This is a genomic window from Pseudomonas sp. PB101 (genome assembly GCF_009764265.1).
Taxonomy (GTDB): domain Bacteria; phylum Pseudomonadota; class Gammaproteobacteria; order Pseudomonadales; family Pseudomonadaceae; genus Aquipseudomonas.
In genome coordinates, this window is the sequence record NZ_RWIR01000045.1 from 122,143 (window position 1) to 144,614 (window position 22,472).

At 62.4% G+C, this 22,472-nt stretch carries 26 protein-coding genes; 22 read left to right on the top strand and 4 right to left on the bottom strand.

Translation table 11 applies throughout. The features are described 5' to 3' along the window. The first annotated feature begins 43 nt into the window (after positions 1-43). From EI969_RS13640 to phnP, 21 genes are all read left to right on the top strand, one after another. A complete protein-coding gene (locus EI969_RS13640) occupies positions 44-799 on the top strand; it encodes a heme ABC transporter permease (RefSeq protein ID WP_150716474.1) in 756 nt (251 codons plus the stop codon). Further along, positions 796-972 carry a heme exporter protein CcmD gene (gene ccmD / locus EI969_RS13645; RefSeq protein ID WP_007980758.1) on the top strand — a complete coding sequence of 59 codons (177 nt, stop codon included), beginning with the start codon at positions 796-798 and terminating at the stop codon, positions 970-972. Before EI969_RS13640 ends, ccmD begins: the two co-directional genes overlap by 4 nt. Continuing rightward, positions 969-1,424, top strand: a complete 456-nt coding sequence (gene ccmE, locus EI969_RS13650; protein ID WP_008052305.1) for a cytochrome c maturation protein CcmE — start codon at positions 969-971, stop codon at positions 1,422-1,424. Before ccmD ends, ccmE begins: the two co-directional genes overlap by 4 nt. A 3-nt stretch (positions 1,425-1,427) precedes the next feature. Then, the gene (locus tag EI969_RS13655) at positions 1,428-3,416 is read left to right on the top strand and encodes a heme lyase CcmF/NrfE family subunit (protein WP_160388266.1); all 1,989 of its coding nucleotides are present in this window, start codon (positions 1,428-1,430) and stop codon (positions 3,414-3,416) included. Then, a complete protein-coding gene (locus EI969_RS13660; RefSeq protein ID WP_160388267.1) occupies positions 3,413-3,949 on the top strand; it encodes a DsbE family thiol:disulfide interchange protein in 537 nt (178 codons plus the stop codon). The genes EI969_RS13655 and EI969_RS13660 overlap by 4 nt, the downstream gene beginning before the upstream one ends. Beyond that, entirely contained in the window at positions 3,946-4,419 is a 474-nt protein-coding gene (locus tag EI969_RS13665; protein ID WP_160388268.1) for a cytochrome c-type biogenesis protein, read from the top strand. Before EI969_RS13660 ends, EI969_RS13665 begins: the two co-directional genes overlap by 4 nt. Then, on the top strand, positions 4,412-5,614 hold the full coding sequence (gene ccmI / locus EI969_RS13670; RefSeq protein ID WP_160388269.1) for a c-type cytochrome biogenesis protein CcmI: 1,203 nt from the start codon (positions 4,412-4,414) through the stop codon (positions 5,612-5,614). The genes EI969_RS13665 and ccmI overlap by 8 nt, the downstream gene beginning before the upstream one ends. A 14-nt stretch (positions 5,615-5,628) precedes the next feature. Then, the gene (locus EI969_RS13675; RefSeq protein ID WP_160388270.1) at positions 5,629-6,036 is read left to right on the top strand and encodes a hypothetical protein; all 408 of its coding nucleotides are present in this window, start codon (positions 5,629-5,631) and stop codon (positions 6,034-6,036) included. A gap of 859 nt (positions 6,037-6,895) precedes the next feature. Continuing rightward, on the top strand, positions 6,896-7,729 hold the full coding sequence (gene phnC, locus EI969_RS13680; protein ID WP_160388271.1) for a phosphonate ABC transporter ATP-binding protein: 834 nt from the start codon (positions 6,896-6,898) through the stop codon (positions 7,727-7,729). A 44-nt stretch (positions 7,730-7,773) separates the two neighbouring features. After that, positions 7,774-8,775 (top strand): phosphonate ABC transporter substrate-binding protein, encoded by a 1,002-nt coding sequence (gene phnD / locus EI969_RS13685; protein ID WP_160388272.1) that lies wholly within the window; start codon positions 7,774-7,776, stop codon positions 8,773-8,775. Positions 8,776-8,903: 128 nt separating this feature from the next. Then, positions 8,904-9,698 (top strand): phosphonate ABC transporter, permease protein PhnE, encoded by a 795-nt coding sequence (gene phnE / locus EI969_RS13690; protein ID WP_178120662.1) that lies wholly within the window; start codon positions 8,904-8,906, stop codon positions 9,696-9,698. A gap of 38 nt (positions 9,699-9,736) precedes the next feature. Continuing rightward, the gene (gene phnF / locus EI969_RS13695; protein ID WP_178120663.1) at positions 9,737-10,441 is read left to right on the top strand and encodes a phosphonate metabolism transcriptional regulator PhnF; all 705 of its coding nucleotides are present in this window, start codon (positions 9,737-9,739) and stop codon (positions 10,439-10,441) included. A gap of 11 nt (positions 10,442-10,452) precedes the next feature. Then, entirely contained in the window at positions 10,453-10,902 is a 450-nt protein-coding gene (gene phnG, locus EI969_RS13700; RefSeq protein ID WP_256678312.1) for a phosphonate C-P lyase system protein PhnG, read from the top strand. Then, entirely contained in the window at positions 10,902-11,492 is a 591-nt protein-coding gene (gene phnH / locus EI969_RS13705) for a phosphonate C-P lyase system protein PhnH (protein WP_160388275.1), read from the top strand. Before phnG ends, phnH begins: the two co-directional genes overlap by 1 nt. Beyond that, complete coding sequence (locus EI969_RS13710) at positions 11,492-12,568, top strand: carbon-phosphorus lyase complex subunit PhnI (RefSeq protein WP_160388276.1); 1,077 nt, start codon at positions 11,492-11,494, stop codon at positions 12,566-12,568. Before phnH ends, EI969_RS13710 begins: the two co-directional genes overlap by 1 nt. Further along, on the top strand, positions 12,561-13,433 hold the full coding sequence (locus EI969_RS13715; protein ID WP_160388277.1) for an alpha-D-ribose 1-methylphosphonate 5-phosphate C-P-lyase PhnJ: 873 nt from the start codon (positions 12,561-12,563) through the stop codon (positions 13,431-13,433). The genes EI969_RS13710 and EI969_RS13715 overlap by 8 nt, the downstream gene beginning before the upstream one ends. Beyond that, on the top strand, positions 13,430-14,236 hold the full coding sequence (gene phnK / locus EI969_RS13720) for a phosphonate C-P lyase system protein PhnK (RefSeq protein WP_160388278.1): 807 nt from the start codon (positions 13,430-13,432) through the stop codon (positions 14,234-14,236). Before EI969_RS13715 ends, phnK begins: the two co-directional genes overlap by 4 nt. Positions 14,237-14,264: 28 nt before the next feature. Then, positions 14,265-14,984, top strand: a complete 720-nt coding sequence (gene phnL, locus EI969_RS13725) for a phosphonate C-P lyase system protein PhnL (protein WP_160388279.1) — start codon at positions 14,265-14,267, stop codon at positions 14,982-14,984. Beyond that, positions 14,974-16,119 carry an alpha-D-ribose 1-methylphosphonate 5-triphosphate diphosphatase gene (locus EI969_RS13730; protein ID WP_160388280.1) on the top strand — a complete coding sequence of 382 codons (1,146 nt, stop codon included), beginning with the start codon at positions 14,974-14,976 and terminating at the stop codon, positions 16,117-16,119. Before phnL ends, EI969_RS13730 begins: the two co-directional genes overlap by 11 nt. Then, the gene (gene phnN / locus EI969_RS13735) at positions 16,119-16,688 is read left to right on the top strand and encodes a phosphonate metabolism protein/1,5-bisphosphokinase (PRPP-forming) PhnN (protein ID WP_160388281.1); all 570 of its coding nucleotides are present in this window, start codon (positions 16,119-16,121) and stop codon (positions 16,686-16,688) included. The genes EI969_RS13730 and phnN overlap by 1 nt, the downstream gene beginning before the upstream one ends. Continuing rightward, entirely contained in the window at positions 16,679-17,428 is a 750-nt protein-coding gene (gene phnP, locus EI969_RS13740) for a phosphonate metabolism protein PhnP (RefSeq protein ID WP_160388282.1), read from the top strand. The genes phnN and phnP overlap by 10 nt, the downstream gene beginning before the upstream one ends. 129 nt (positions 17,429-17,557) lie before the next feature. Here the strand turns inward: phnP and EI969_RS13745 are convergent, their stop codons facing one another. Further along, complete coding sequence (locus EI969_RS13745; RefSeq protein ID WP_160388283.1) at positions 17,558-18,763, bottom strand: MFS transporter; 1,206 nt, start codon at positions 18,761-18,763, stop codon at positions 17,558-17,560. A 208-nt stretch (positions 18,764-18,971) separates the two neighbouring features. On the opposite strand from EI969_RS13745, the gene EI969_RS13750 reads away from it, so the two are divergent. Further along, positions 18,972-19,415, top strand: a complete 444-nt coding sequence (locus EI969_RS13750) for a hypothetical protein (RefSeq protein ID WP_160388284.1) — start codon at positions 18,972-18,974, stop codon at positions 19,413-19,415. 131 nt (positions 19,416-19,546) lie between these two features. On the opposite strand, the gene EI969_RS13755 is transcribed toward EI969_RS13750, so the two are convergent. The 3 genes from EI969_RS13755 to EI969_RS13765 all read right to left on the bottom strand — a co-directional run bounded on the left by EI969_RS13755 (position 19,547) and on the right by EI969_RS13765 (position 22,402). Continuing rightward, on the bottom strand, positions 19,547-20,545 hold the full coding sequence (locus EI969_RS13755) for a sulfate ABC transporter substrate-binding protein (protein WP_150716452.1): 999 nt from the start codon (positions 20,543-20,545) through the stop codon (positions 19,547-19,549). A gap of 93 nt (positions 20,546-20,638) precedes the next feature. After that, positions 20,639-21,466, bottom strand: coding sequence for an ion transporter (locus EI969_RS13760; protein WP_160388285.1), 828 nt, complete (start codon positions 21,464-21,466; stop codon positions 20,639-20,641). A 21-nt stretch (positions 21,467-21,487) separates the two neighbouring features. Next, positions 21,488-22,402: an urea transporter gene (locus EI969_RS13765; RefSeq protein ID WP_160388286.1), complete on the bottom strand. Its 915-nt coding sequence runs from the start codon at positions 22,400-22,402 to the stop codon at positions 21,488-21,490. Between the last annotated feature and the right edge of the window lie 70 nt (positions 22,403-22,472).

A 22,472-nucleotide genomic window follows, 5' to 3' on the forward strand; every position in this document is an offset into this window, starting at 1 on the left:
ACCCAAGCTCTTCACAGTAAAGAGCAACCGTGATGGAAACAGTATGAACTGGACGTGGTTTCACAAACTCGGCTCGCCCAAATGGTTTTACGGCATCAGCGGCAGAATGCTGCCCTGGTTGAGCGTCGCGGCGTTGCTGCTGATCAGCGTTGGCGTGGTCTGGGGCCTGGCCTTCGCGCCGCCGGACTATCAGCAGGGCAACAGCTTTCGCATCATCTATATCCACGTCCCGGCCGCCATGCTGGCGCAGTCCATCTACGTGATGCTGGCCGTGTGCGGCATCGTCGGTCTGGTATGGAAGATGAAACTGGCCGACGTCGCCCTGCAATGCGCGGCGCCCATCGGTGCCTGGATGACCGCCGTGGCGCTGGTCACCGGGGCGATCTGGGGCAAGCCGACCTGGGGCTCGTGGTGGGTCTGGGATGCACGCCTGACGTCGATGCTTATCCTGCTGTTCCTGTACTTCGGTCTCATTGCACTGGGCAACGCCATCAGCAATCGTGACAGCGCCGCCAAGGCCTGTGCGGTGCTGGCGATCGTCGGCGTGATCAACATCCCGATCATCAAGTACTCGGTGGAGTGGTGGAACACCCTGCACCAGGGCGCAACCTTCACCCTCACCGAAAAACCGGCGATGCCCGCCGAGATGTGGCTGCCATTGCTGCTGACAGCGTTGGGTTTCTACTGTTTCTTCGGCGCGGTGCTGTTGCTGCGCATGCGTCTTGAAGTGCTCAAGCGCGAAGCCCGGGCCAGTTGGGTGAAAGCGGAAGTGGAAAACAGCCTGGAGGTCGCTCGATGAGTTTTGCTTCATTCGGCGACTTCATCGCCATGGGTCATCATGGCCTGTATGTCTGGTCAGCCTATGGCATCTGCCTGGCGGTATTGGCCCTCAACGTGGCGGCGCCGATCCTGGCCCGCAAGCGGTATCTGCAACAAGAGGCGCGTCGTCTGCGCCGGGAGAACGGCAAGTGAATCCGCTGCGCAAAAAGCGTCTTATCATCATTCTTGCGATCCTGGTCGGGGTCGGCGCTGCCGTTGGCCTGGCCCTGAGCGCCCTGCAGCAGAACATCAACCTGTTTTACACACCAACGCAGATCGCCAATGGCGAAGCGCCACAAGACACACGCATCCGTGCCGGCGGCATGGTCGAGGCCGGTTCCTTGCAGCGCTCCGGCGACTCGCTGGACGTGAAATTCGTCGTCACCGATTTCAACAAATCCGTGACCATCACTTATCGCGGCATCCTCCCGGACCTGTTCCGCGAAGGGCAGGGCATCGTCGCCCTGGGCAAGCTCAACGCCGATGGCGTGGTGGTGGCCGATGAAGTGCTGGCCAAGCACGACGAGAAATACATGCCGCCGGAAGTGACCAAGGCGCTGAAAGACAGCGGCCAGTCGGCACCCACTCCCGCGAAAGAGGGCTAACTGATGACAGCTGGAATCTTCATCCCCGAATTGGGCCACCTGGCCATGATCCTGGCGCTGTGTTTCGCGCTGGTCCAGGCCGTGGTGCCATTGGTCGGTGCCTGGCGCGGTGACCGCTTCTGGATGAGCCTGGCCCAGCCGGCCGCGTGGGGGCAGTTCGCGTTTTTGCTGTTCGCCTTCGGCTGCCTGACCTACGCCTTCATGGTCGATGACTTCTCCGTGGCCTATGTGGCCAACAACTCCAACAGTGCCTTGCCGTGGTACTACAAGTTCAGCGCGGTGTGGGGTGCCCACGAAGGGTCCCTGCTGTTGTGGGCCCTGATTCTCGGCGGCTGGACCTTCGCGGTGTCGGTATTTTCCCGGCAGTTGCCGCAGGTCATGCTGGCCCGCGTGCTGGCGGTGATGGGCATGATCAGCACCGGTTTCATGCTGTTCCTGATCATGACCTCCAACCCGTTCAAGCGCATCCTGCCGCAAATGCCCACGGACGGCGCCGACCTCAACCCGCTGCTGCAGGACATCGGCCTGATCGTGCACCCGCCGATGCTGTACATGGGCTACGTCGGTTTCTCGGTGGCCTTCGCCTTCGCCATCGCCGCGCTGATGGGCGGTCGCCTGGATGCCGCGTGGGCGCGCTGGTCGCGGCCGTGGACCATCGTGGCCTGGGCGTTCCTCGGTATCGGCATCACCCTCGGCTCGTGGTGGGCGTACTACGAACTCGGCTGGGGCGGCTGGTGGTTCTGGGACCCGGTGGAAAACGCCTCGTTCATGCCATGGCTGGTGGGCACCGCACTGATTCACTCGTTGGCGGTCACGGAAAAACGTGGCGTGTTCAAGAGCTGGACCGTATTGCTGGCCATCGCCGCATTCTCCTTGAGCCTGCTGGGGACCTTCCTCGTGCGTTCCGGCGTGCTGACCTCGGTGCATGCGTTTGCGTCCGATCCGGAGCGCGGCGTGTTCATCCTGATTTTCCTGCTGTTCGTGGTCGGCGGTTCATTGACGCTGTTCGCCCTGCGCGCGCCGGTGGTCAAGAGCCAGGTCGGCTTCAACCTCTGGTCCCGGGAAACCCTGCTGCTGGGCAACAACCTGGTGCTGGTGGTGGCGGCTTCGATGATCCTGCTCGGCACCCTGTATCCGCTGATTCTCGACGCCATGACCGGCGCCAAGCTGTCGGTCGGCCCGCCATACTTCAACGCGCTGTTCATTCCGTTGATGGGGTTGCTGATGGTGGTGATGGCGGTAGGCATGCTGGTGCGCTGGAAAGACACGCCGGTGAAATGGCTGGTGAGCATGCTCACTCCGGTGCTGCTGGGCAGTGCGGCCATGGCCGTGGTGGCGGGTGTCGCCTACGGTGATTTCAACTGGGCCGTACTGGCGACTTTCATGCTCGCCGCCTGGGTGTTGCTGGCCGGTGTGCGCGACATCTTCGACAAGACCCGCCACAAGGGCCTGATCAAAGGCTTGCCGACCCTGACCCGCAGCTACTGGGGCATGCAGGTCGCGCACCTGGGCATTGCCGTGTGTGCGCTGGGCGTCGTGCTGTCGAGCCAGAACAGTGCCGAGCGCGACCTGCGCCTGGCGCCGGGCGAGTCCATGGACCTGGCCGGTTACCACTTCGTCTTCGAGGGCGCCAAACACTTCGAAGGCCCGAACTTCACCTCCGACAAGGGCACCGTGCGGGTGATCAAGGGCGGCAAGGAAGTCAGCGTGCTGCACCCGGAAAAACGCCTGTACACCGTGCAGAACTCGGTGATGACCGAAGCCGGCATCGACGCCGGGTTCACTCGCGATATCTACGTTGCCCTCGGCGAACCCCTGGGTGACGGCGCCTGGGCTGTGCGCGTGCACGTCAAACCGTTCGTGCGCTGGATCTGGTTCGGCGGTTTGCTGACAGGTTTCGGCGGCTTGTTGGCGGCGCTGGATCGGCGTTATCGGGTCAAGGTAAAATCCAAGGTGCGTGATGCACTGGGCATGTCGGGAGCCACTGCATGAAGCGTTGGTTGATGTTGTTGCCACTGGCGATTTTCCTGGTGGTCGCTGTATTCCTTTACCGTGGGCTGTACCTGGATCCGGCCGAGTTGCCTTCGGCCATGATCAACAAGCCGTTCCCGGAGTTTTCCCTGCCGTCGGTGCAGGGCGACAAGACCCTGACCCGCGCGGACATCCTCGGCAAACCGGCGCTGGTCAATGTCTGGGGCACCTGGTGCATTTCCTGCCGGGTCGAACACCCGGTGTTGAACAAGCTGGCCCAGCAGGGTGTGGTGATCTATGGCATCAACTACAAGGACGTCAACGCCGATGCCTTGAAGTGGCTGACGGACTTCCACAACCCGTATGCGCTGGACATTCGTGACGACGAAGGCTCGCTGGGTCTGAACCTCGGCGTGTACGGCGCACCGGAAACCTTCTTCGTCGATGCCAAGGGCATCATCCGCGACAAGTTCGTCGGCGTGATCGACGAGCAGGTCTGGCGGGAAAAACTGGCGGGCAAGTACCAGGCGCTGGTCGACGAGGCCAAGCCATGAAGCGCTGGTTTGCTGCCGTTGTGCTGGGCTTGAGCCTGGCCGGCGTGGCCCACGCGGCCATCGACACTTATGAATTCGCCAAGGAAGGCGACCGCGAGCGTTTTCGCGAGCTGACCAAGGAGCTGCGTTGCCCCAAGTGCCAGAATCAGGACATCGCCGATTCCAACGCACCGATTGCCGCCGACCTGCGCAAAGAGATTTTCCGCATGCTCGGCGAGGGCAAGGACAACCAGCAGATCATCGACTTCATGGTCGACCGCTATGGTGATTTCGTCCGCTACAAACCGGCCCTGAACGCCAAGACCGCCTTGCTCTGGTTCGGCCCCGCCGGCCTGTTGCTGGGCGGTGTCGTGATCATCGCGGTGATCGTCCGCCGTCGTCGCGTGCAACGCGCCGACACTCCGGGCTCGCTGTCTGCCGAGGAGCGCTCGCGCCTCGACCACCTGTTGGATAAAACCAAGAATGATTGATTTCTGGCTCGCTGCAGGTCTGCTGCTTCTGGTTGCCCTGAGTTTTCTGTTGATCCCTGTTCTGCGCAGCCGTCGCGCCCAGCGTGAAGAGGATCGTACCGCCCTGAACGTCGCGCTGTATCAGGAGCGCGTGGCCGAGTTGCAGACCCAGCAGGAAGAGGGCGTGCTCGATGGGGCGCAAATGGACGCCGGTCGCGCCGAAGCCGCCCGTGAATTGCTGGCGGACACCGAGGGCGTCGAAGCGCCACAGGCGTCGCGTCTGGGCAAGCCCTTGCCATTGCTGGCGGCCGTGCTGGTGCCGGTGCTGGGCCTGGGGCTGTACCTGCATTACGGCGCCAGCGACAAGGTTGAGCTGACCCGCGAGTTCGCCCAGGCACCGCAGTCGATGGAAGAGATGACCAAGCGCCTGGAGCGCGCGGTGGCTGCACAACCGGATTCTGCCGAAGGCATGTACTTCCTCGGTCGCACCTACATGGCTCAGGACCGCCCGGCGGACGCGGCGAAGATGTTCGAGCGCACGGTGAACCTGGCCGGTCGTCAGCCCGAGCTGTTGGGGCAATGGGCCCAGGCCCAGTACTTCGCCGACGGCAAGAAGTGGTCGGACAAGGTCCAGGCCCTGACCGACGAAGCGCTCAAGGCTGATCCGAAGGAAGTCACCAGCCTCGGCCTGCTCGGCATCGCCGCGTTTGAGGGCGAGCGTTATCAGGAGGCCATCGACTATTGGAATCGCCTGCTGGCGCAACTGCCACCGGAAGACCGCTCCCGCGAAGCGTTGCAGGGCGGGATCACCCGGGCCACGGAAAAACTGCTGGCCAGTGGCGGCCAGGTTGCGCAAGCGCCGGTGGCCAAGGCTGCGGCACTGCTCAAGGTCAGCGTCGATCTGGCCGCGGACCTCAAGGCCAAGGTCCAGCCGGGTGACAGCGTGTTCATCTTCGCCCGTGCGATCTCCGGTCCTCCGGCCCCGCTGGCGGTCAAGCGTTTGACCGTGGCCGATCTGCCGGTGACCGTCGAGCTGGGTGATGCCGACGCGATGATGCCGCAATTGAAACTGTCGAACTTCCCTGAAGTCCAACTGGTTGCGCGCATTTCCCGCGCCGGCAAACCCACCGCCGGTGAGTGGATCGGTCGCAGCCAGCCCCTGGCCAGCAGCACTACCGCGCCGCAAACTCTGACCATCGACAGTCCGGACAAATAACAGGAAACGCCACCATGACCGCCATCGCTCGTATTGCCCTGCTCAGCGTCGTTTTGGGGTTGAGCGCTTGTGCGGTCCAGCGGCCACCGGAGCAGACAGCTCCGCCGCCGATCCCGCCGTCGCAGCCGCGTCCAACGCCATCGACGTCACCCGTGCCGAGCAAGCCGTCCGTTCCGGCCAAGCCTTCCAAGCCGTTGCCGCGCACTTCGGCCAGCTTTGCGCCGCCGCCGGGGGGCAATAGCCATTGGGATCCGAAGCTTGGCGTTTATGTGCTGGATGATCAGCCCAATACCTTTTATCGCCAGCGTACCTATTACCGCTGGGATAACGGCTGGAGCCGGTCGATCAGTCCGAAAGGGCCGTGGGAGGAGACTGATATTCACGGTGTGCCGGGGGGGTTGGGGCGGCAGTTCGGGCAGTAAGGTACCAAGGCGACTTTCGGGTCGCCTTTTTTGTGCCTGCTGAATAATTTGGCCCAACCCTTGATTCCTGTAGGAGCTGGCTTGCCAGCGATGGCGGCCTGACAGCCGACCAGCCTTTTGTTGACCGTGTACATATCCATTCCTGCGGTAACGGCAACTTATGGTTTCGCCCTTACGGCGACTCACTTTTTTTACAAGCGCCAAAAAAAAGTAAGCAAAAAAACGCTCGCCCCTTGCGTCCGGCCCCTCGCTTAGGCTCGGCGTTCCTTCGCTCCGGTATCCATCCGGGGACACTGCCCTCCGGTCGGCTTCGCTTCGACCTACATGCAGCGTGTTCGACTGCGTCGAACGGCGCTGCGCGCCAATCCCCGGATGAACACCTCCGCTCAGCCTCCCGAGGGGGCGGGTGGATCAAGATCAAGAGCTGCAGGCGAGCTAACGCTCGGCCTGATGAGTGGTGAAGAGCAGCGGGTGTACGCGGCTTTTGCTTTTGTTTTTGCACTTCTGTGGGAGCTGGCTTGCCAGCGATGGCGGCCTGACAGCCGACCAGTCTCTTTCAGACGTACTCAGTCCTTGTAGGAGCTGGCTTGCCAGCGATGGCGGTGTGTCAGGTGTAGCAGGGTTGGCCGGGCTACCGCCATCGCGGGCAAGCCCGCTCCCACAGGGTTCCTCCGTGGACACCCAATCTGGCTACAACCGCGACCAAATGCGCAAACCTCCAGCTCAACCTTTCACAAAACCTTCATCAAATGGCCCATCCAGTGACATGTGCAAGTCATAGGGCTGACATGCCCGGTGCCTAAAGTCTGTTGAACTCAAATGCAGCCACGGATGGCTGTTCAACCAGACAGAGAAGCCCATGAACGCAGCTATCCATGTCGATCATCTGAACAAGACCTTTGCGCGTAAAACCGCACTGGTCGACCTCGAACTGACCATCGCGGCCGGTGAGATGGTCGCGCTGATCGGCGCGTCCGGCTCCGGCAAGTCCACTTTGCTGAGGCATCTCGCGGGCCTGGCCTGTTGCGATCGCAACAACGGTGGCAGCGTCAGGGTGCTGGGCCGCGAGGTGCAGGCATCCGGCCGTTTGAATGGCAAGGTGCGCCGCCTGCGCGCCGACATCGGCTACATCTTCCAGCAGTTCAACCTGGTCAACCGTTTGAGCGTGCTCGACAACGTACTGCTCGGCTGTCTGGGGCGCATGCCGCGCTGGCGTGGCAACCTGAGCCTGTTCAATGCCGAGGAAAAGCAGTTCGCCATGGAGTCCCTGGACCGGGTCGGCCTGGCTGACCTGGCGGCACAACGGGCTTCGACCCTGTCCGGTGGTCAGCAGCAGCGCGTGGCGATTGCCCGTGCCTTGACCCAGCGGGCCGAGGTGATTCTGGCGGACGAGCCGATTGCCTCCCTCGACCCGGAGTCGGCCCGCAAGGTCATGGAGATTCTCGCCGACATCAATCGCCGCGACGGCAAGACCGTTGTGGTGACCCTGCATCAAGTCGATTACGCCACCCGTTATTGCCCGCGCGCCGTGGCGCTCAAGGCCGGGCGGATTCATTTCGACGGTCCGGGTTCGCAATTGAGCGGCCAGTTCCTCAATGATTTGTACGGTGCCGACATCGACACCAGCCTCATGTGTTCCGAGTCATCCCGTCACAGCGAAGCGGCGCCGCGACTGGTGCTGGCGCGCGCGTGATCAACCTCGAACTCCCTAGCCGTTCACCCTCAGGAAGCCTTTCCATGTTGAACCGTATCGGTCGCGTTTTTGCTGGCGCAGCGCTGCTCGCCAGCTGTGTATCGGGCACTGCCCACGCTGAAGAAAAAGCCATCAACTTCGGCATCATGTCCACCGAGTCGTCGCAAAACCTCAAGAGCATCTGGCAGCCGTTCCTGGATGACATGCACAAGAAGACCGGCCTGAAGATCAACGCCACGTTTGCCTCCGACTATGCCGGCCTGATCCAGGGCATGCGCTTCAACAAGGTCGATGTGGCCTGGCTGGGCAACAAGGCCGCCATCGAGGCGGTGGACCGCTCCAACGGCGAGATCTTCGCCCAGACCGCTGCCGCCAGTGGCGCCGCCGGTTACTGGAGCGTGCTGATCGTGCGCAAGGACAGCCCGATCAACTCCGTCGACGACATGCTGAAAAATGCCAAAAACCTGACCTTCGGCAACGGTGATCCGAACTCCACCTCGGGCTATCTGGTGCCGGGCTACTACGTGTTTGCCAAGAACAACGTCGATGCCGCCACCGCTTTCAAGCGCACGCTCAACTCCAGTCATGAAGTCAACGCGCTGAGCGTGGCCAAGGGGCAAGTGGATGTGGCGACCTTCAACACCGAAAGCTGGGATCGCCTGGAAGTCACCCAGCCGGATAAAGCCGCTCTGCTGAAAGTGATCTGGAAGTCACCGCTGATCCCCGCCGACCCGCTGGTGTGGAGCAAGAACCTGAGCGACAGCGAAAAGACCAAGATCCGCGATTTCATCTTCAGCTATGGCGACACCAACGAAGAGAAGGCGGTGCTCAAGGGCATGCAACTGGGCAAGTTCCTCAAGTCCAGCGACGACCAGTTGTTGCCGATCCGTCAGCTTGAGCTGTTCAAGCAACGCACCACGATCAGCGCCGACGACAAGCTGGAAGCTGCGGACAAGGCCAGGAAGCTGGCGGATATCGATGCCGAGCTGGCGAAGCTGCAAGAGCGTCTGACCTTGCTCGACAAAAAAACCGCAGCCAACGGCTAACCCCCGTAGGAGCGAGCTTGCTCGCGATGGTCGGCAACGATGACGCGGGAAACCGGGAGACACGCGGCGTCCTTACGTTCATCGCGAGCAGGCTCGCTCCCACAGGTTTTTGTACAAAGCATAATTTTTTGAGAACCCTCATGACCACTCTGCACGCTGAAGCTGTTGGCAAGCGCACCTGGCCGCAGTACGTCGGTTGGGGCCTGTTCCTGGTCATGCTGACCTGGGCCTGGCACGGCGCCGAAATGAATCCGATGGCGCTGTACCGCGACTCGGGGAACATGGCGACCTTCGCCGCGGATTTCTTCCCGCCGGACTTCCATGAATGGCGCATGTACCTCAAGGAAATGATCGTCACCGTACAAATCGCCCTGTGGGGCACGGTGCTGGCGATTGTCTGTTCGGTGCCGCTGGGCATTCTCTGCTCGGAAAACATCACGCCGTGGTGGATTCACCAGCCGTTGCGCCGGGTGATGGACGCCTTCCGTTCGATCAACGAAATGGTGTTTGCCATGTTGTTCGTGGTGGCCGTCGGCCTGGGGCCCTTTGCCGGCGTGCTGGCGCTATGGATCAGCACCACCGGGGTACTCGCCAAGCTGTTCGCCGAAGCCGTCGAGGCAATTGATCCGGGACCGGTCGAAGGCGTTCGCGCCACCGGCGCCAGTGCCTTGCAAGAAGTGATCTACGGCGTGATCCCGCAAGTGATGCCGCTGTGGGTGTCCTACGCGCTGTATCGCTTCGAGGCCAACGTGCGCTCGGCGACGGTGGTGGGAATGGTCGGGGCGGGCGGGATCGGGGTGATTCTCTGGGAGAACATCCGCGCCTTCCAGTTTGTGCAGACCTGCGCCGTTTTGCTGGTGATCATCGTCGTCGTCAGCCTGATCGACATCCTCTCGCAACGCCTGCGCAAGCAGTTCATCTGATTTTTCGGAGGGGTGCCCGCGGGCGCTTTTTTTAAAGCATGAACTTGTCTAGACAAGATGAACCGGTGTACCGCGAATTGGCCGACATCCTGCGTCGGGAGCTGGCGGATTACCGCGCCGGAGATTTCCTGCCGGGGGAGGTGATGTTGGCCGAACGCTTCGGGGTCAACCGCCATACCCTGCGCCGCGCCATCGATGAACTGGTGTTCGAAGGCAGCCTGTTGCGGCGCCAGGGCAAGGGCACCCAGGTGCTGGAGCGGCCGCTGATTTACTCGATGACCGCCGAGAGTGCCTACAGCCAGTCGCTGTCGGCCCAGGGGCATGGCGTCCAAGCGCTGTTGCTCAAGCGCCGCTACTGCTTCGCCAGTCGTGAAGAGGCGCAATACCTGGGTATCGCCGAAATGGCACCAATGATCGAGTTGCAGACCTTGCGCAAGCTCGATAACCAACCGGTCAGCCTGATCCGCCATCGCTACTGCGCCAGCCACGCGCCGCTGCTGGCCGACTACAACGGCGGTTCCCTGCGCCAGTACTTGCGCGAGCGCGATATGCCGCTGACCCGCACCCAGAGCCTGATCGGCGCCCGTTTGCCCAACCGCGAAGAAGCCGCGTTGCTGCTGATGCCCCGGCATCTGCCGGCCCTGAGCGTGTTCACCCTTTCCCGCGATCGCGACGGCCGTGCGGTGGAGCTGGCGCAGTCCACCAGCCGTTCGGATCGCTTCCAGTACCAGGTCGTCACCTGATGGAGAACGCAATGCAAAACCCAGCTTCTCACACCGAACGGCAGCACTGGATCGGCGTGCTGGCCCGCGCCAGCCGCAGTGAATTGCAGCCCTTCGAAGACGCGTTGCGCGACGTCGAGTACCGACTGATCCGCGCCCCGGAAATCGGCATGACCCTGGTCCGTGGCCGCATGGGCGGTAATGGCGCGCCGTTCAACGTCGGCGAAATGAGCGTGACCCGCTGCGTGGTGCGCCTGGCCGATGGCCGTACCGGTTACAGCTATCTGGCGGGTCGCGACAAGGTTCGCGCCGAACTGGCCGCCCTGGCCGATGCGCATTTGCAGGGCGTGCAACAGCGCCATTGGCTGGCGGAGATGATCACGCCGCTGGCGACTGTCCAGGCCGAACGCCGGGCGCAAAAAGAGGCGGAAACCGCCGCCACCAAAGTCGAATTCTTCACCCTCGTGCGAGGAGAAAACTGATGAGCGCACAGCTGTTGCAACCGGCGTTCGCCGACCCGGTGCTGGATGCCCAGCGCGGATTTCGCGCAGCCCTCAAGGCCTTGGCCGGCCCCGGTGTGATCCAGACGTTGCACGCCACGCCGAGCCTCGAAGGCTTGGCACCCGCGACCTATGCGCTATGCCTGGCGCTGTTGGATGTCGACACGCCGCTGTGGCTGGCGCCGTGTTTCGACACGCCGCTGATCCGCGCCAACCTGGCGTTCCACTGTGGTTGCCCGCTGACCGCCAAGCGTGAAGATGCGCGGTTTGCCTTGCTTGCCGCTGACGATCTGCTGGACCTGAGCGGTTTCGACACAGGCAACGACCGTTACCCGGACCAGTCCTGCACCTTGCTGGTTCAGCTGCCAAGTCTTTACGGCGGGGCAGGGCTGGTGTGGCGCGGGCCGGGCATCGAAAGCGAACACAACGTGGCGCTGCCGCTGGCCGCTGGCTTTTGGCGCGAACGCGAACGGCGCAACGAATTCCCCCGTGGGCTGGACCTGTTTTTCACCGCCGGCGACGACCTGATCGGCCTGCCCCGCAGTACCCGTATCGCAGAGGAGCGCGCCTGATGTACGTAGCCGTCAAGGGTGGCGAACAGGCCATCGACAATGCCCACCGTCTGCTGGCGAAAAAGCGCCGGGGCGATACCTCGGTCACTGAACTGAGTGTCGAGCAGATCCGTCAGCAACTGCCGCTGGCGGTGGCGCGGGTGATGAGCGAGGGCTCGCTGTACGACGAAGAACTCGCAGCGCTGGCGATCAAGCAAGCGGCGGGGGATCTGGTGGAAGCGATCTTCCTGCTGCGGGCCTACCGCACCACGTTGCCGCGCTTCAGCCCGAGCCTGCCGATCGATACCCAGAACATGCAGCTCAGCCGACGTTTGTCCGCGACCTTCAAGGACGTACCAGGCGGCCAACTGCTGGGCCCGACCTTCGATTACACCCATCGTTTGCTGGACTTCGCATTACTGGCCGAAGGCGAATACCCGGGGCCGCAAGTCACCCCGAATGCCAGCCTCGAAGCATGCCCGCGAGTCCTCGGATTGCTGGCGCAGGAAGGCCTGATCAAGAACGAATCCGACAACGGCGAAAGCGTGGCCGACATCACCCGCGACCCACTGGAGTTGCCGGCCAGTCGCGCGCAACGTCTACAAGCCTTGGCCCGTGGCGACGAAGGTTTCCTGCTGGCGCTGGGTTATTCCACCCAGCGCGGCTATGGCCGCAATCACCCGTTCGCCGGGGAAATACGCATCGGTGAAGTCGAGGTGTGGATCGACCCCGAAGAGCTGGGCTTCCCGATCAACCTGGGCTGCATCGAAGTCACCGAGTGCGAGATGGTCAACCAGTTTGTCGGCTCGGCCACGGAGCTGGCGCACTTTACCCGTGGCTACGGCCTGGCCTTTGGACACGCCGAGCGCAAGGCCATGGGCATGGCGCTGGTCGACCGTGCGCTGCGCGCTGACGAATACAACGAAGAGATCGTCTCGCCGGCCCAGCAGGAAGAGTTCGTGCTGATGCACTGCGACAACGTCGAGGCCGCAGGCTTCGTCTCGCACCTGAAGTTGCCTCACTACGTCGACTTCCAGGCCGAACTGGAACTGATCCGCAAACTGCGCAAGCCTGCCGAGGGGCAAAACCATGAATGACTTGAGCCAGGCACCGGTGCGCGATGCGGCGTACAACTTCGCCTACCTCGATGAGCAGACCAAACGCATGATCCGCCGCGCCTTGCTCAAGGCCGTGGCGATCCCCGGGTACCAGGTGCCGTTCGGCGGCCGCGAGATGCCGTTGCCCTACGGCTGGGGCACCGGCGGCATGCAATTGACCGCGGCGATTCTCGGCGACGATGACGTGCTCAAGGTCATCGACCAGGGCGCGGACGACACCACCAACGCGGTGTCTATCCGCCGCTTCTTCGCTCGCACCGCAGGGGTCGCAACCACCGAAAGCACGCCGGACGCGACGGTGATCCAGACCCGCCACCGCATCCCCGAAACGCCGCTGCATGCCGATCAGATCATGGTCTATCAGGTGCCGATTCCCGAGCCGCTGCGTTTTATCGAACCGTCGGAAACCGAGACCCGGACCATGCACGCCCTCAACGATTACGGGGTCATGCACGTCAAGCTCTACGAAGACATCGCCACCTTCGGCCACATCGCCACGGCGTACGCCTATCCGGTGATGGTCGACGAGCGCTATGTGATGGATCCGTCGCCGATCCCCAAGTTCGACAACCCGAAACTCGACATGAGCCCGGCGCTGATGCTGTTCGGCGCCGGCCGTGAGAAGCGTCTGTACGCGGTGCCGCCGTACACCAAAGTCACCAGCCTCGACTTCGAGGATCACCCCTTCGAAGCGCAGAAGTGGGAAGAGTGCTGTGCCATCTGCGGCAGCCGCGATTCGTTCCTCGATGAGTTGATTCTCGACGACGCCGGCACCCAGAGCTTCGTCTGTTCCGACACCTATTACTGCGCCCAGCGCGTCAGCCAGCAGGAGCAGGGCCAATGAACCAGGCGCTGAAAAACCAATTGTCCGTGTCCACCGAACCCTTGCTGCGGGTGCGCGATCTGTCGCTGTTGTACGGGCTGGAGAAGGGTTGCCAGGACGTCAGCTTCGATTTGTACCCCGGTGAAGTGCTGGGGATTGTCGGCGAGTCCGGGTCGGGTAAATCGACCTTGCTCTCGTTGCTCAGCGGACGCTTGCCACCGCAGCGAGGACAGATCGGCTACCGCGACAAACAGGGCCAGTGGCTCGATTTGTACAGCGCCAGCGAAGCCGAGCGCCGCACCTTGCTGCGCACCGAATGGGGTTTCGTCGAGCAGAACCCGCGTGACGGTTTGCGCATGGGCGTGTCTGCCGGGGCCAACATCGGCGAGCGCCTGATGGCTCAAGGCGTGCGCAATTACCAGCAACTGCGCGGAGCAGGCCTGGACTGGCTGAGCCAGGTGGAAATCGATCCGCAGCGCATCGACGACTTGCCCCGGACCTTCTCCGGCGGCATGCAGCAGCGCCTGCAAATCGCCCGCAACCTGGTGTCGAGTCCACGGCTGGTGTTCATGGACGAGCCAACCGGTGGCCTCGATGTCTCGGTGCAGGCGCGCTTGCTTGACCTGCTTCGTGGGCTGGTGCGTGAGCTGGACCTGGCCGTGGTGATCGTCACCCACGACCTGGCGGTGGCGCGTCTGCTGGCCGACCGCTTGATGGTGATGCGCCGCTCACGGGTGGTGGAAACCGGGCTGACCGACCAGATCCTCGACGATCCGCAGCACCCTTACTCGCAACTGCTGGTGTCCTCGGTGTTGCAGCCGTGAAGCCCCGTTCAATAGTGGAAACCCTGCGATGAATACCTTGATCGAGGTCCGTGACCTCTCGAAAACCTTCACCCTGCATCAGCAGAACGGCGTGGTCCTCAACGTGCTGCGCGGGGTGGATTTCAGTGTGGCGGCCGGTGAATGCCTGGTGCTGCATGGCCAGTCCGGCGCCGGTAAAAGCACCTTGCTGCGCACCCTGTACGGCAACTATCTGCCTGCGGGCGGCAGCATCCGTGTGCAGCACGACGGCGAGTGGCTGGAGCTGGTGGGCGCCGAACCCCGGGACATCCTGCAAGTGCGTCAGCGCACCTTGGGTTATGTCAGTCAGTTCCTGAGAGTGATCCCGCGGGTCGCGTGCCTGGACGTGGTGATGGAGCCGGCCCTGGCCCGTGGTTGGGCGAAAGAGCAGGCGCAAGCGCGCGCCGAATTGCTACTCACGCGCCTGAACATCCCGCAACGCCTCTGGCAACTGGCGCCCGGCACCTTCTCCGGTGGCGAACAGCAGCGAGTCAACATCGCCCGCGGGTTCATGGTGGCCTGGCCGGTGATGTTGCTCGATGAACCAACCGCATCACTCGACGACAACAATCGCCAGGTGGTGCTGGAACTGATGAATGAAGCAAAGGCCGCCGGTGCCGCGCTGATCGGCATCTTCCACGACCGCATCGCCCGCGCGGCGGTTGCCGACCGCCATCTCGACATGACCCCAGCCGCTGTGACTGAAAAGGAGTACGCCGATGTCCGTTGAACAGATCCTCAGCAATGCCCAACTGGTCAGCGCTGACCGTGTGTTCTACGGCACCGTGCTGCTGCGCGACGGCTTGATCGCCGAGGTCGCCGAAGGCCCGAGCCGTTTGCCCCAGGCTCTGGACCTCAATGGCGACTACCTGCTGCCGGGTCTTGTCGAGCTGCACACCGACAATCTGGAACGCCACATGACCCCGCGTCCCGGTGTGGACTGGCCGTCCGTGCCGGCGGTGCTCAGTCACGATGCACAGATCATCGCGGCCGGCATCACCACGGTGTTCGACGCGGTGTCGATCGGCGATGTGAACCCCAAGGGCAATCGCATGCAGAAACTGCCGGCGATGCTCGACGCCATCTCCAAAGCCAGCGACGCCGGGCTGACCCGCGCCGAACACCGCCTGCACTTGCGCTGCGAACTGTGCCACCCGGACACCCTCAGCGTGTTCCGCGATCTGGTGGAGAACCCGCTGGTGCAATTGGTGTCTGTTATGGACCACTCGCCGGGTCAGCGCCAGTTCGTGCTGGAATCCAAGTACCGTGAGTACTACATGGGCAAGTACCACCTGACCACTACACAGATGGATGAATTCATCACCCTGCAGATGGCCAACTCGCGCACCTATGGCGACCGCTACCGCGCGGCGATTGTCGAGCACTGCCTGGCCCTTGGCCTGTCGGTTGCCAGCCATGATGACGCGACCCTGGCCCACGTCGAGGAGTCGGCGCGCTACGGCATGACCATCGCCGAGTTCCCGACCACCGTCGAGGCCGCGCGCGGTTGCCGGGAGCACGGCATGAATGTGTTGATGGGCGCACCGAACATTGTGCGCGGCGGGTCGCACTCGGGTAACGTGGCCGCCTTCGATCTGGCCGACGAAGGCTTGCTGGATATTCTGTCCAGCGACTACTACCCGGCAAGCCTGCTGCAATCGGCGTTCGCGCTGGCGGCGCAGAGTGAGCGGATCGGTCTGGCCGAAGCGGTGCGCATGGTCAGCCTGAATCCGGCCCGGGCCGCCGGGTTGAACGATCGTGGCGAGATTGCACCGGGTCTGCGCGCGGATCTGCTGCAAGCACGTAGCCAGGATGGCTTGCCAGTGGTCCAGCAAGTATGGCGACAAGCGAAGAGGGTGTTTTGATGGCGGGCAGGTTGATCTATCTCATCGGGCCCTCGGGCTCAGGCAAGGACAGCCTGTTGGATGCGGCGCGAGAGCAGTTGGCAGAACGCGGCTGCCGGATCGTGCGCCGGGTCATCACCCGTTCGGCGGAAGCGGTGGGCGAGGCGGCACTGGGCGTCAGCCCGCAGCAGTTTGCCGACATGGAGGCAGACGGCGCGTTTGCCCTGAGCTGGCATGCCAATGGCCTGTCCTATGGCATCCGACGGGAAATCGACGACTGGCTGGCCGCCGGGCACGACGTGCTGGTCAATGGCTCGCGGGGGCATTTGCAGAAAACCCGCGAGCGCTATCCGAATGTGCTGGTGTTGTTGCTGACCGTGAACCAGGCCGTGTTATGTGAGCGCCTGCTGGCGCGCGGGCGGGAATCGGTGGCCGAGATCGATGCCCGGCTGGCGCGCAATGCGCGCTTCAATCAGCGTGTGCTCGCTGACAATGACCCGACGCTGCATGTGCTGGATAACTCCGGCGCACTGGAGCATACGGTGGCACGCATGCTGGCCTGCATCGATGGCCAGGCTGCATGCGCCTGACGTTGCTGGGCACCGGCGACGCCCGACAAGTCCCGGTCTACGGCTGTGAATGTGTGGCTTGTGATGCGGCCCGCAAGGATGAGCACTTGCAGCGTCGACCCTGCAGCGCGCTGATCGAGTGTGGCGATCAGCGCTGGTTGATCGACAGCGGCTTGCCTGACCTGTGCGAACAGTTCCCGCCGCACAGTTTCAACGGCATTCTCCAGACCCATTACCACGCCGATCATGCCCAGGGCCTGTTGCATCTGCGCTGGGGCCAGGGGCTGGTGATTCCGGTCCACGGCCCGGTGGACCCGGAGGGCCTCGCCGACCTCTACAAACACCCCGGCATTCTCGATTTCAGCCAACCCTTCGACGGCTTTGAAACCCGGCAATTCGGTGCGCTCAGTGTCACCGCGCTGCCGCTGCAACACTCGAAACCGACCCTCGGTTATCTGCTGGAAGGCGAAGGGCGGCGAATCGCCTACCTGACCGACACCGTGGGCCTGCCGCCGGACACTTCGAGCTGGCTGCAGCGTGAGCCACTGGATGTGCTGGTGCTGGATTGCTCCCTGCCACCGCAACCCCAGGCCCCGCGTAATCACAACGACCTGAACCTGGCCTTGCAGTGCATCGACGAGTTGCAGCCGAAGAAGGCGGTATTGACCCATGTCGGGCATACCCTGGATGCCTGGTTGATGCAGCATCGGGGTGAATTGCCGGTGAATGTCAGGGTCGGGTTTGATGGGGGGGTGTTGTAGGAGGGAGCGGCAAGCCCGCTCCCACACTTGTCAGGTGGCGTTAATCAGAACGCGGCCTCCGTCGAACTCGTACGTCTGGGCCGTTGACCTCGGCGTAACAGATCCCGCCATCCCCGGGCGGCGATTGAACTAAGCCGTCGCCAGCGAACCTTTCTGCGAAACACTCAGGAAACGCAGCAACGCCAGCAACGGGAACGCACTGCCGACGATCACGATCCACAACCAGCCGCCGTGTTCGTACACCGCGCTGGCCACCGAAGAACCGAAGGCACCGCCGATGAAGATGCTGGTCATGTACAGCGCATTCAGGCGGCTGCGGCTTTTGCCGTCGAGGGCGTAGACCGCGCGCTGGCCGAGGACCATGTTCATCTGCACGCAGAAGTCGAGCACCACGCCGGTCACGGCCAGGCCGATGACGCTGTAGGCCGGATGGATAAACGCCGGCAGGAAACTCAGGCTGGCGAACACCAAGGCCAGCAACGAGGCGATGCGGGTATGGCCGGCATCGGCCAGGCGTCCGGCGATCGGTGCGGCAATGGCGCCGATGGCGCCCACCAGCGCGAAAATCGCGATGCCGCTTTGCGACAAACCATGATTGCGCGCCAATTCAAGCGGCACGGCAGTCCAGAACAGGCTGAAAGTGGCAAACATGCAACCCTGGTAAAACGCCCGTTGACGCAGTACCGGTTGCTTGCACAACAGCGTCCACAGCGAGCCCAGCAACTGGCCGTAGGACGCGCTGTGATCGGGCTCACGCTTGGGAATGGTCACGGCCAGCACGATGCTGATGGCCGCCATCAACACGGCGGCAATCATGAACATCGCCCGCCAGCCGAAGTGATCGGCCACCACGCTGGACACCGGCCGGGCCAGCAGAATGCCGAGCAACAGACCGCCCATGATCCCGCCCACTACACGCCCCCGGGTTTCTTCCGGCGCCAGGTGCGCGGCCAACGGGATGAGGATTTGCACCGACACCGAACTGAACCCCACCAACAGCGAAATCAGCAGGAACACGTTGGGCTGATCGGTGAATGCCGCACCCAGCAGGCTGACAATCGCCACCAGCGTGGTGATGATCATCAGCCGACGGTTCTCCAGCAGGTCCCCCAGTGGCACGAGGAAAAACAGCCCCAGTGCATAGCCGATCTGCGTCAGGGACACGATCAGGCTGGCCATGGTGTTGGTCAGGCCGATGTCCGGCGCGATCAGGCCGATGATCGGCTGGGCGTAGTAGATGTTGGCGACAATGGCGCCGCAGCAGAAGGCGAACAGCAGCACCATGCCTCGGGTCATTGTCGCGGTGCCGTGGGGCACGTGGGTCGCAGGGGTCATAACGGGTCTCGCTGTACGGAATGGAATGCGCGCAGGCTAACGGGCTGACTGAAAACGCGGAAGCGGGATTGGAGTGATAGTAATCATGCCATTGCGTAATGATCAGCACATGGCAACCGGCCATCCGAAGAAAAACCCGCAGGGCCCCGGCAGCTAGAATCTACAGGGGGGATCACTTCAATGTGTCCTTACAAGCGGGAGTATCACGATGAAAATCGTATCTTCGCTGGCGTTAGTCTTAGCGTTCGGCGGGCTCTGTGGTTGTTCGACAGTGCCTGACAACCAGGTCACCAACGTTCCCCTGAATGGCACCGCGATCAATGCCGGAAATATTGGCCGGCCGATCATGATGCCCAGCGGGCATGACACCGTGTTCTGGTTTGCGCTCAGTGGTGAGCCCATGGGCAGTGCGCTGCCGGGCCGTTTGATGGCTTACATCTACCCGGGCAGCTGCGAGAACCTGGGTGCGAAACCGGCCTATGACATGAACGACGGACCCAACGCGCGGTTCTATTCTGCGGCCTCGCACCAGTATTTCTGGAAGAGCGCACCGGTCGCCGTCGAAACCCTTCGAGCCGGCGGCTACGCCTTGGTGGTGCGTGAAAGCCCGGCCGATGGTCACCAGGCCATTTTCTGCGGCAACTTGAGCTGAAACAGCAGGCGAAAAAAACTGTGGGAGCGAGCTTGCTCGCGATGGCGTAATGACAGTCAACGTCGATGTTGACTGTGCAATTGTCATCGCGAGCAAGCTCGCTCCCACAGGAATTGCTGTGTTCCAGGCGATTATTGACCGGTGTAGATCTGGTCGAAAACCCCACCATCGTTGAAGTGGGTCTTCTGCACGGTACGCCAGTCACCGAAGGTCTTCTCGACGGACAGGAAGTCCACTTTCGGGAAGCGGTCGGTGTACTTGGCCAGCACGGCCGGGTCACGCGGGCGCAGGTAGTTCGCCGCAGCAATCTCCTGGCCTTGCGGCGACCACAGGTATTTCAGGTATTCCTCGGCGGCGGCGCGGGTGCCTTTCTTGTCGACGGTCTTGTCGACCACCGACACCGGTGGCTCGGCTTCGGCGGAAACGCTTGGGTAGATGACTTCGAACTGATCACGGCCGAACTCGCGGGCGATCATTTCCGCTTCGTTCTCGAAGGTCACCAGCACGTCACCGATCTGGTTGGTCATGAAGGTGGTCGTGGCGGCACGGCCACCGGTGTCGAGTACCGGCGCTTGCTTGAACAGCTTGCCGACGAAGTCTTTGGCCTTGTTCTCGTCACCGCCGTTTTTCAGCACGTAGCCCCAGGCGGAAAGGTAGGTGTAGCGACCGTTGCCGGAGGTTTTCGGGTTCGGCACGATGACCTGGACGCCGTCCTTGAGCAGGTCCGGCCAGTCTTTCAGGGCTTTCGGGTTGCCCTTGCGCACGATGAACACGGTGGCCGAGGTGAACGGCGCGCTGTTGTTCGGCAGGCGCGTGACCCAGTTGTCCGGGACCAGTTTGCCGTTGTCCGCCAGGGCGTTGATGTCGGTGGCCATGTTCATGGTGATCACGTCAGCCGGCAGGCCGTCGATGACCGAGCGCGCCTGTTTGCTGGAGCCGCCGAAGGACATTTGCAGGGTGATGTTTTCGTTGTGCTCGGCTTGCCAGTGTTTCTGGAACGCAGTGTTGTAGTCCTTGTAGAAATCGCGCATCACGTCGTAGGAAACGTTGAGCAGGGTCGGTGCGGCCTGAGCCACGCTGGTCAGTGCCAGGCCAGCGGCCAGAAGAGAGGCGCCAAAGAGTTTTTTCACTGCGCAATCCTTGTTCTATTTAAAAGATGGGGCATTTTGCCAGCGACTATAACCGGGGTCGTATAGTCCCTTAAAGATTAAAAAGCTCTTTGCTTATTCCAATTTCTTGAACAACGCATTGCCACAACGGGAGCAGAACGCGGCGCCGTGTTCGTGGTTGTTTTTCTTGCACACCGGGCAGTCGTGCTGCAGTTGATCGCCACGCATGGCGTTGGCCAGTTCGGCAGTGAAAATACCGGTGGGCACCGCAATGATCGAGTAACCCGTGATCATCACCAGAGAGGAAACCACCTGGCCCAGCGGCGTTTTCGGCACGATGTCACCGAAACCCACGGTAGTCAGCGTCACGATTGCCCAATAGATGCCTTTGGGAATGCTGGTGAAGCCATGTTCCGGGCCTTCGATGACATACATCAGCGTGCCGAACACCGTCACCAGCGTGCAGACGCTGACCAGGAACACCACGATTTTCTGCTTGCTGCCGCGCAGCGCCGCCATCAGGTAGTTGGCTTGTTTCAGATAGGGGCTGAGCTTGAGCACGCGGAAAATCCGCAGCATGCGGATGATGCGGATAATCAGCAGGTACTGCGCATCGGCGTAATACAGCGCGAGGATGCCCGGCACGATCGCCAGCAGATCCACCAACCCGTAAAAGCTGAAGGCGTAGCGCAAGGGCTTAGGCGAGCAGTACAGGCGCAGGATGTACTCGCCCAGGAAGATCACCGTGAAACCCCACTCGATGTACGCGAGGACATCGGCGTAGTTCTGGTGAATGCTGTCGATGCTGTCGAGCATCACGATCACCAGGCTGGCGAGGATGATCAACAGCAGAATGCCGTCGAAGCGTCGACCCGCCTTGGTGTCGCTTTGGAAAATCATGACGTAAAGCTGTTCACGCCATTGTTTGTTGCTGATGTCCATGGATAACGCCTGACTCGAAGATCAGCGCAGCCTAGGTTGATTCTCCTCCAGAGTGCAAGGCTCACTGGCAACCGTGGCCTTGCCAAGCATTTGCACCGCGCTGCGGACCAGCCAGCAGGCAAGAATGAACGGCGCGGTCAGCGTCGGCAGACCGATGGCGGCGAACAGCGGGGTCAGCGCCAGCGCCAGGCCGATGCCCAGCAGCGGCAGCCACGGCTGGCGACGCTGCGAGCTGAAGGCGAGGGCGGCGAGTACGGCGTTATAGCCACCCAGACCGAGCAGCGCCGTGTAGAAATCGTGCTGCAGCATGCTCCAGCCCATGCCCGCGACAGAGGCCAGCAACGCCCAGAAAAATGCACGGCGATCAGCGATCAGCAAGCCGGCGGCAATCATCGCACCGGCCAGCGGATGGCCGAGGAACATCACTTGGCCAATGCCTTTGAAGGGGGCGGCGAGCATGTTCAGGGTGCTGACTTCGATCAAGTGCGCCTCGGTCGACGGCGTGGCGAAGCACAGCAGCCCCCAGCTCAGCACCACGAACGGCGTGGTGTAGGCGGGGAGGTATTGGCTGAACCGGACGCGCTTGAGCCACTGCTGGGTGATCATCGCGCTCAGGCCACCGGCGGCCAGAATCAGCGGCGGCATCATCGCCGACCAAGGGAAATACAGGCTCAGCAACAGTCCGAGCAGAACGCCGTTGTAGCTGAACAACCCGGCCTGGCGATCAGCCTTGGCATAGTTGCGGCGTTGCGCAGTGAGCAGCCCGGCGACACCGCCCAGGAGGGCACCGCCGAGCAGGGCCGGGGCGGTGAACAGGATGGCCGAAAGAATCAGCAAACCGCACAGCGGATTGCGCTGGAGGAATATTTGACTGAAACCGTTGAGCAAGGCTTCGGCCCAGTCGGGGCAGTGGGTGTTGAAATGGTTGGCGGGCATGGCAGATCTGAAAGTCAGTGGGACCGAGTTGCCCGCATCGCCAGCAAGCCGGCTCCTACAGAAATACGCT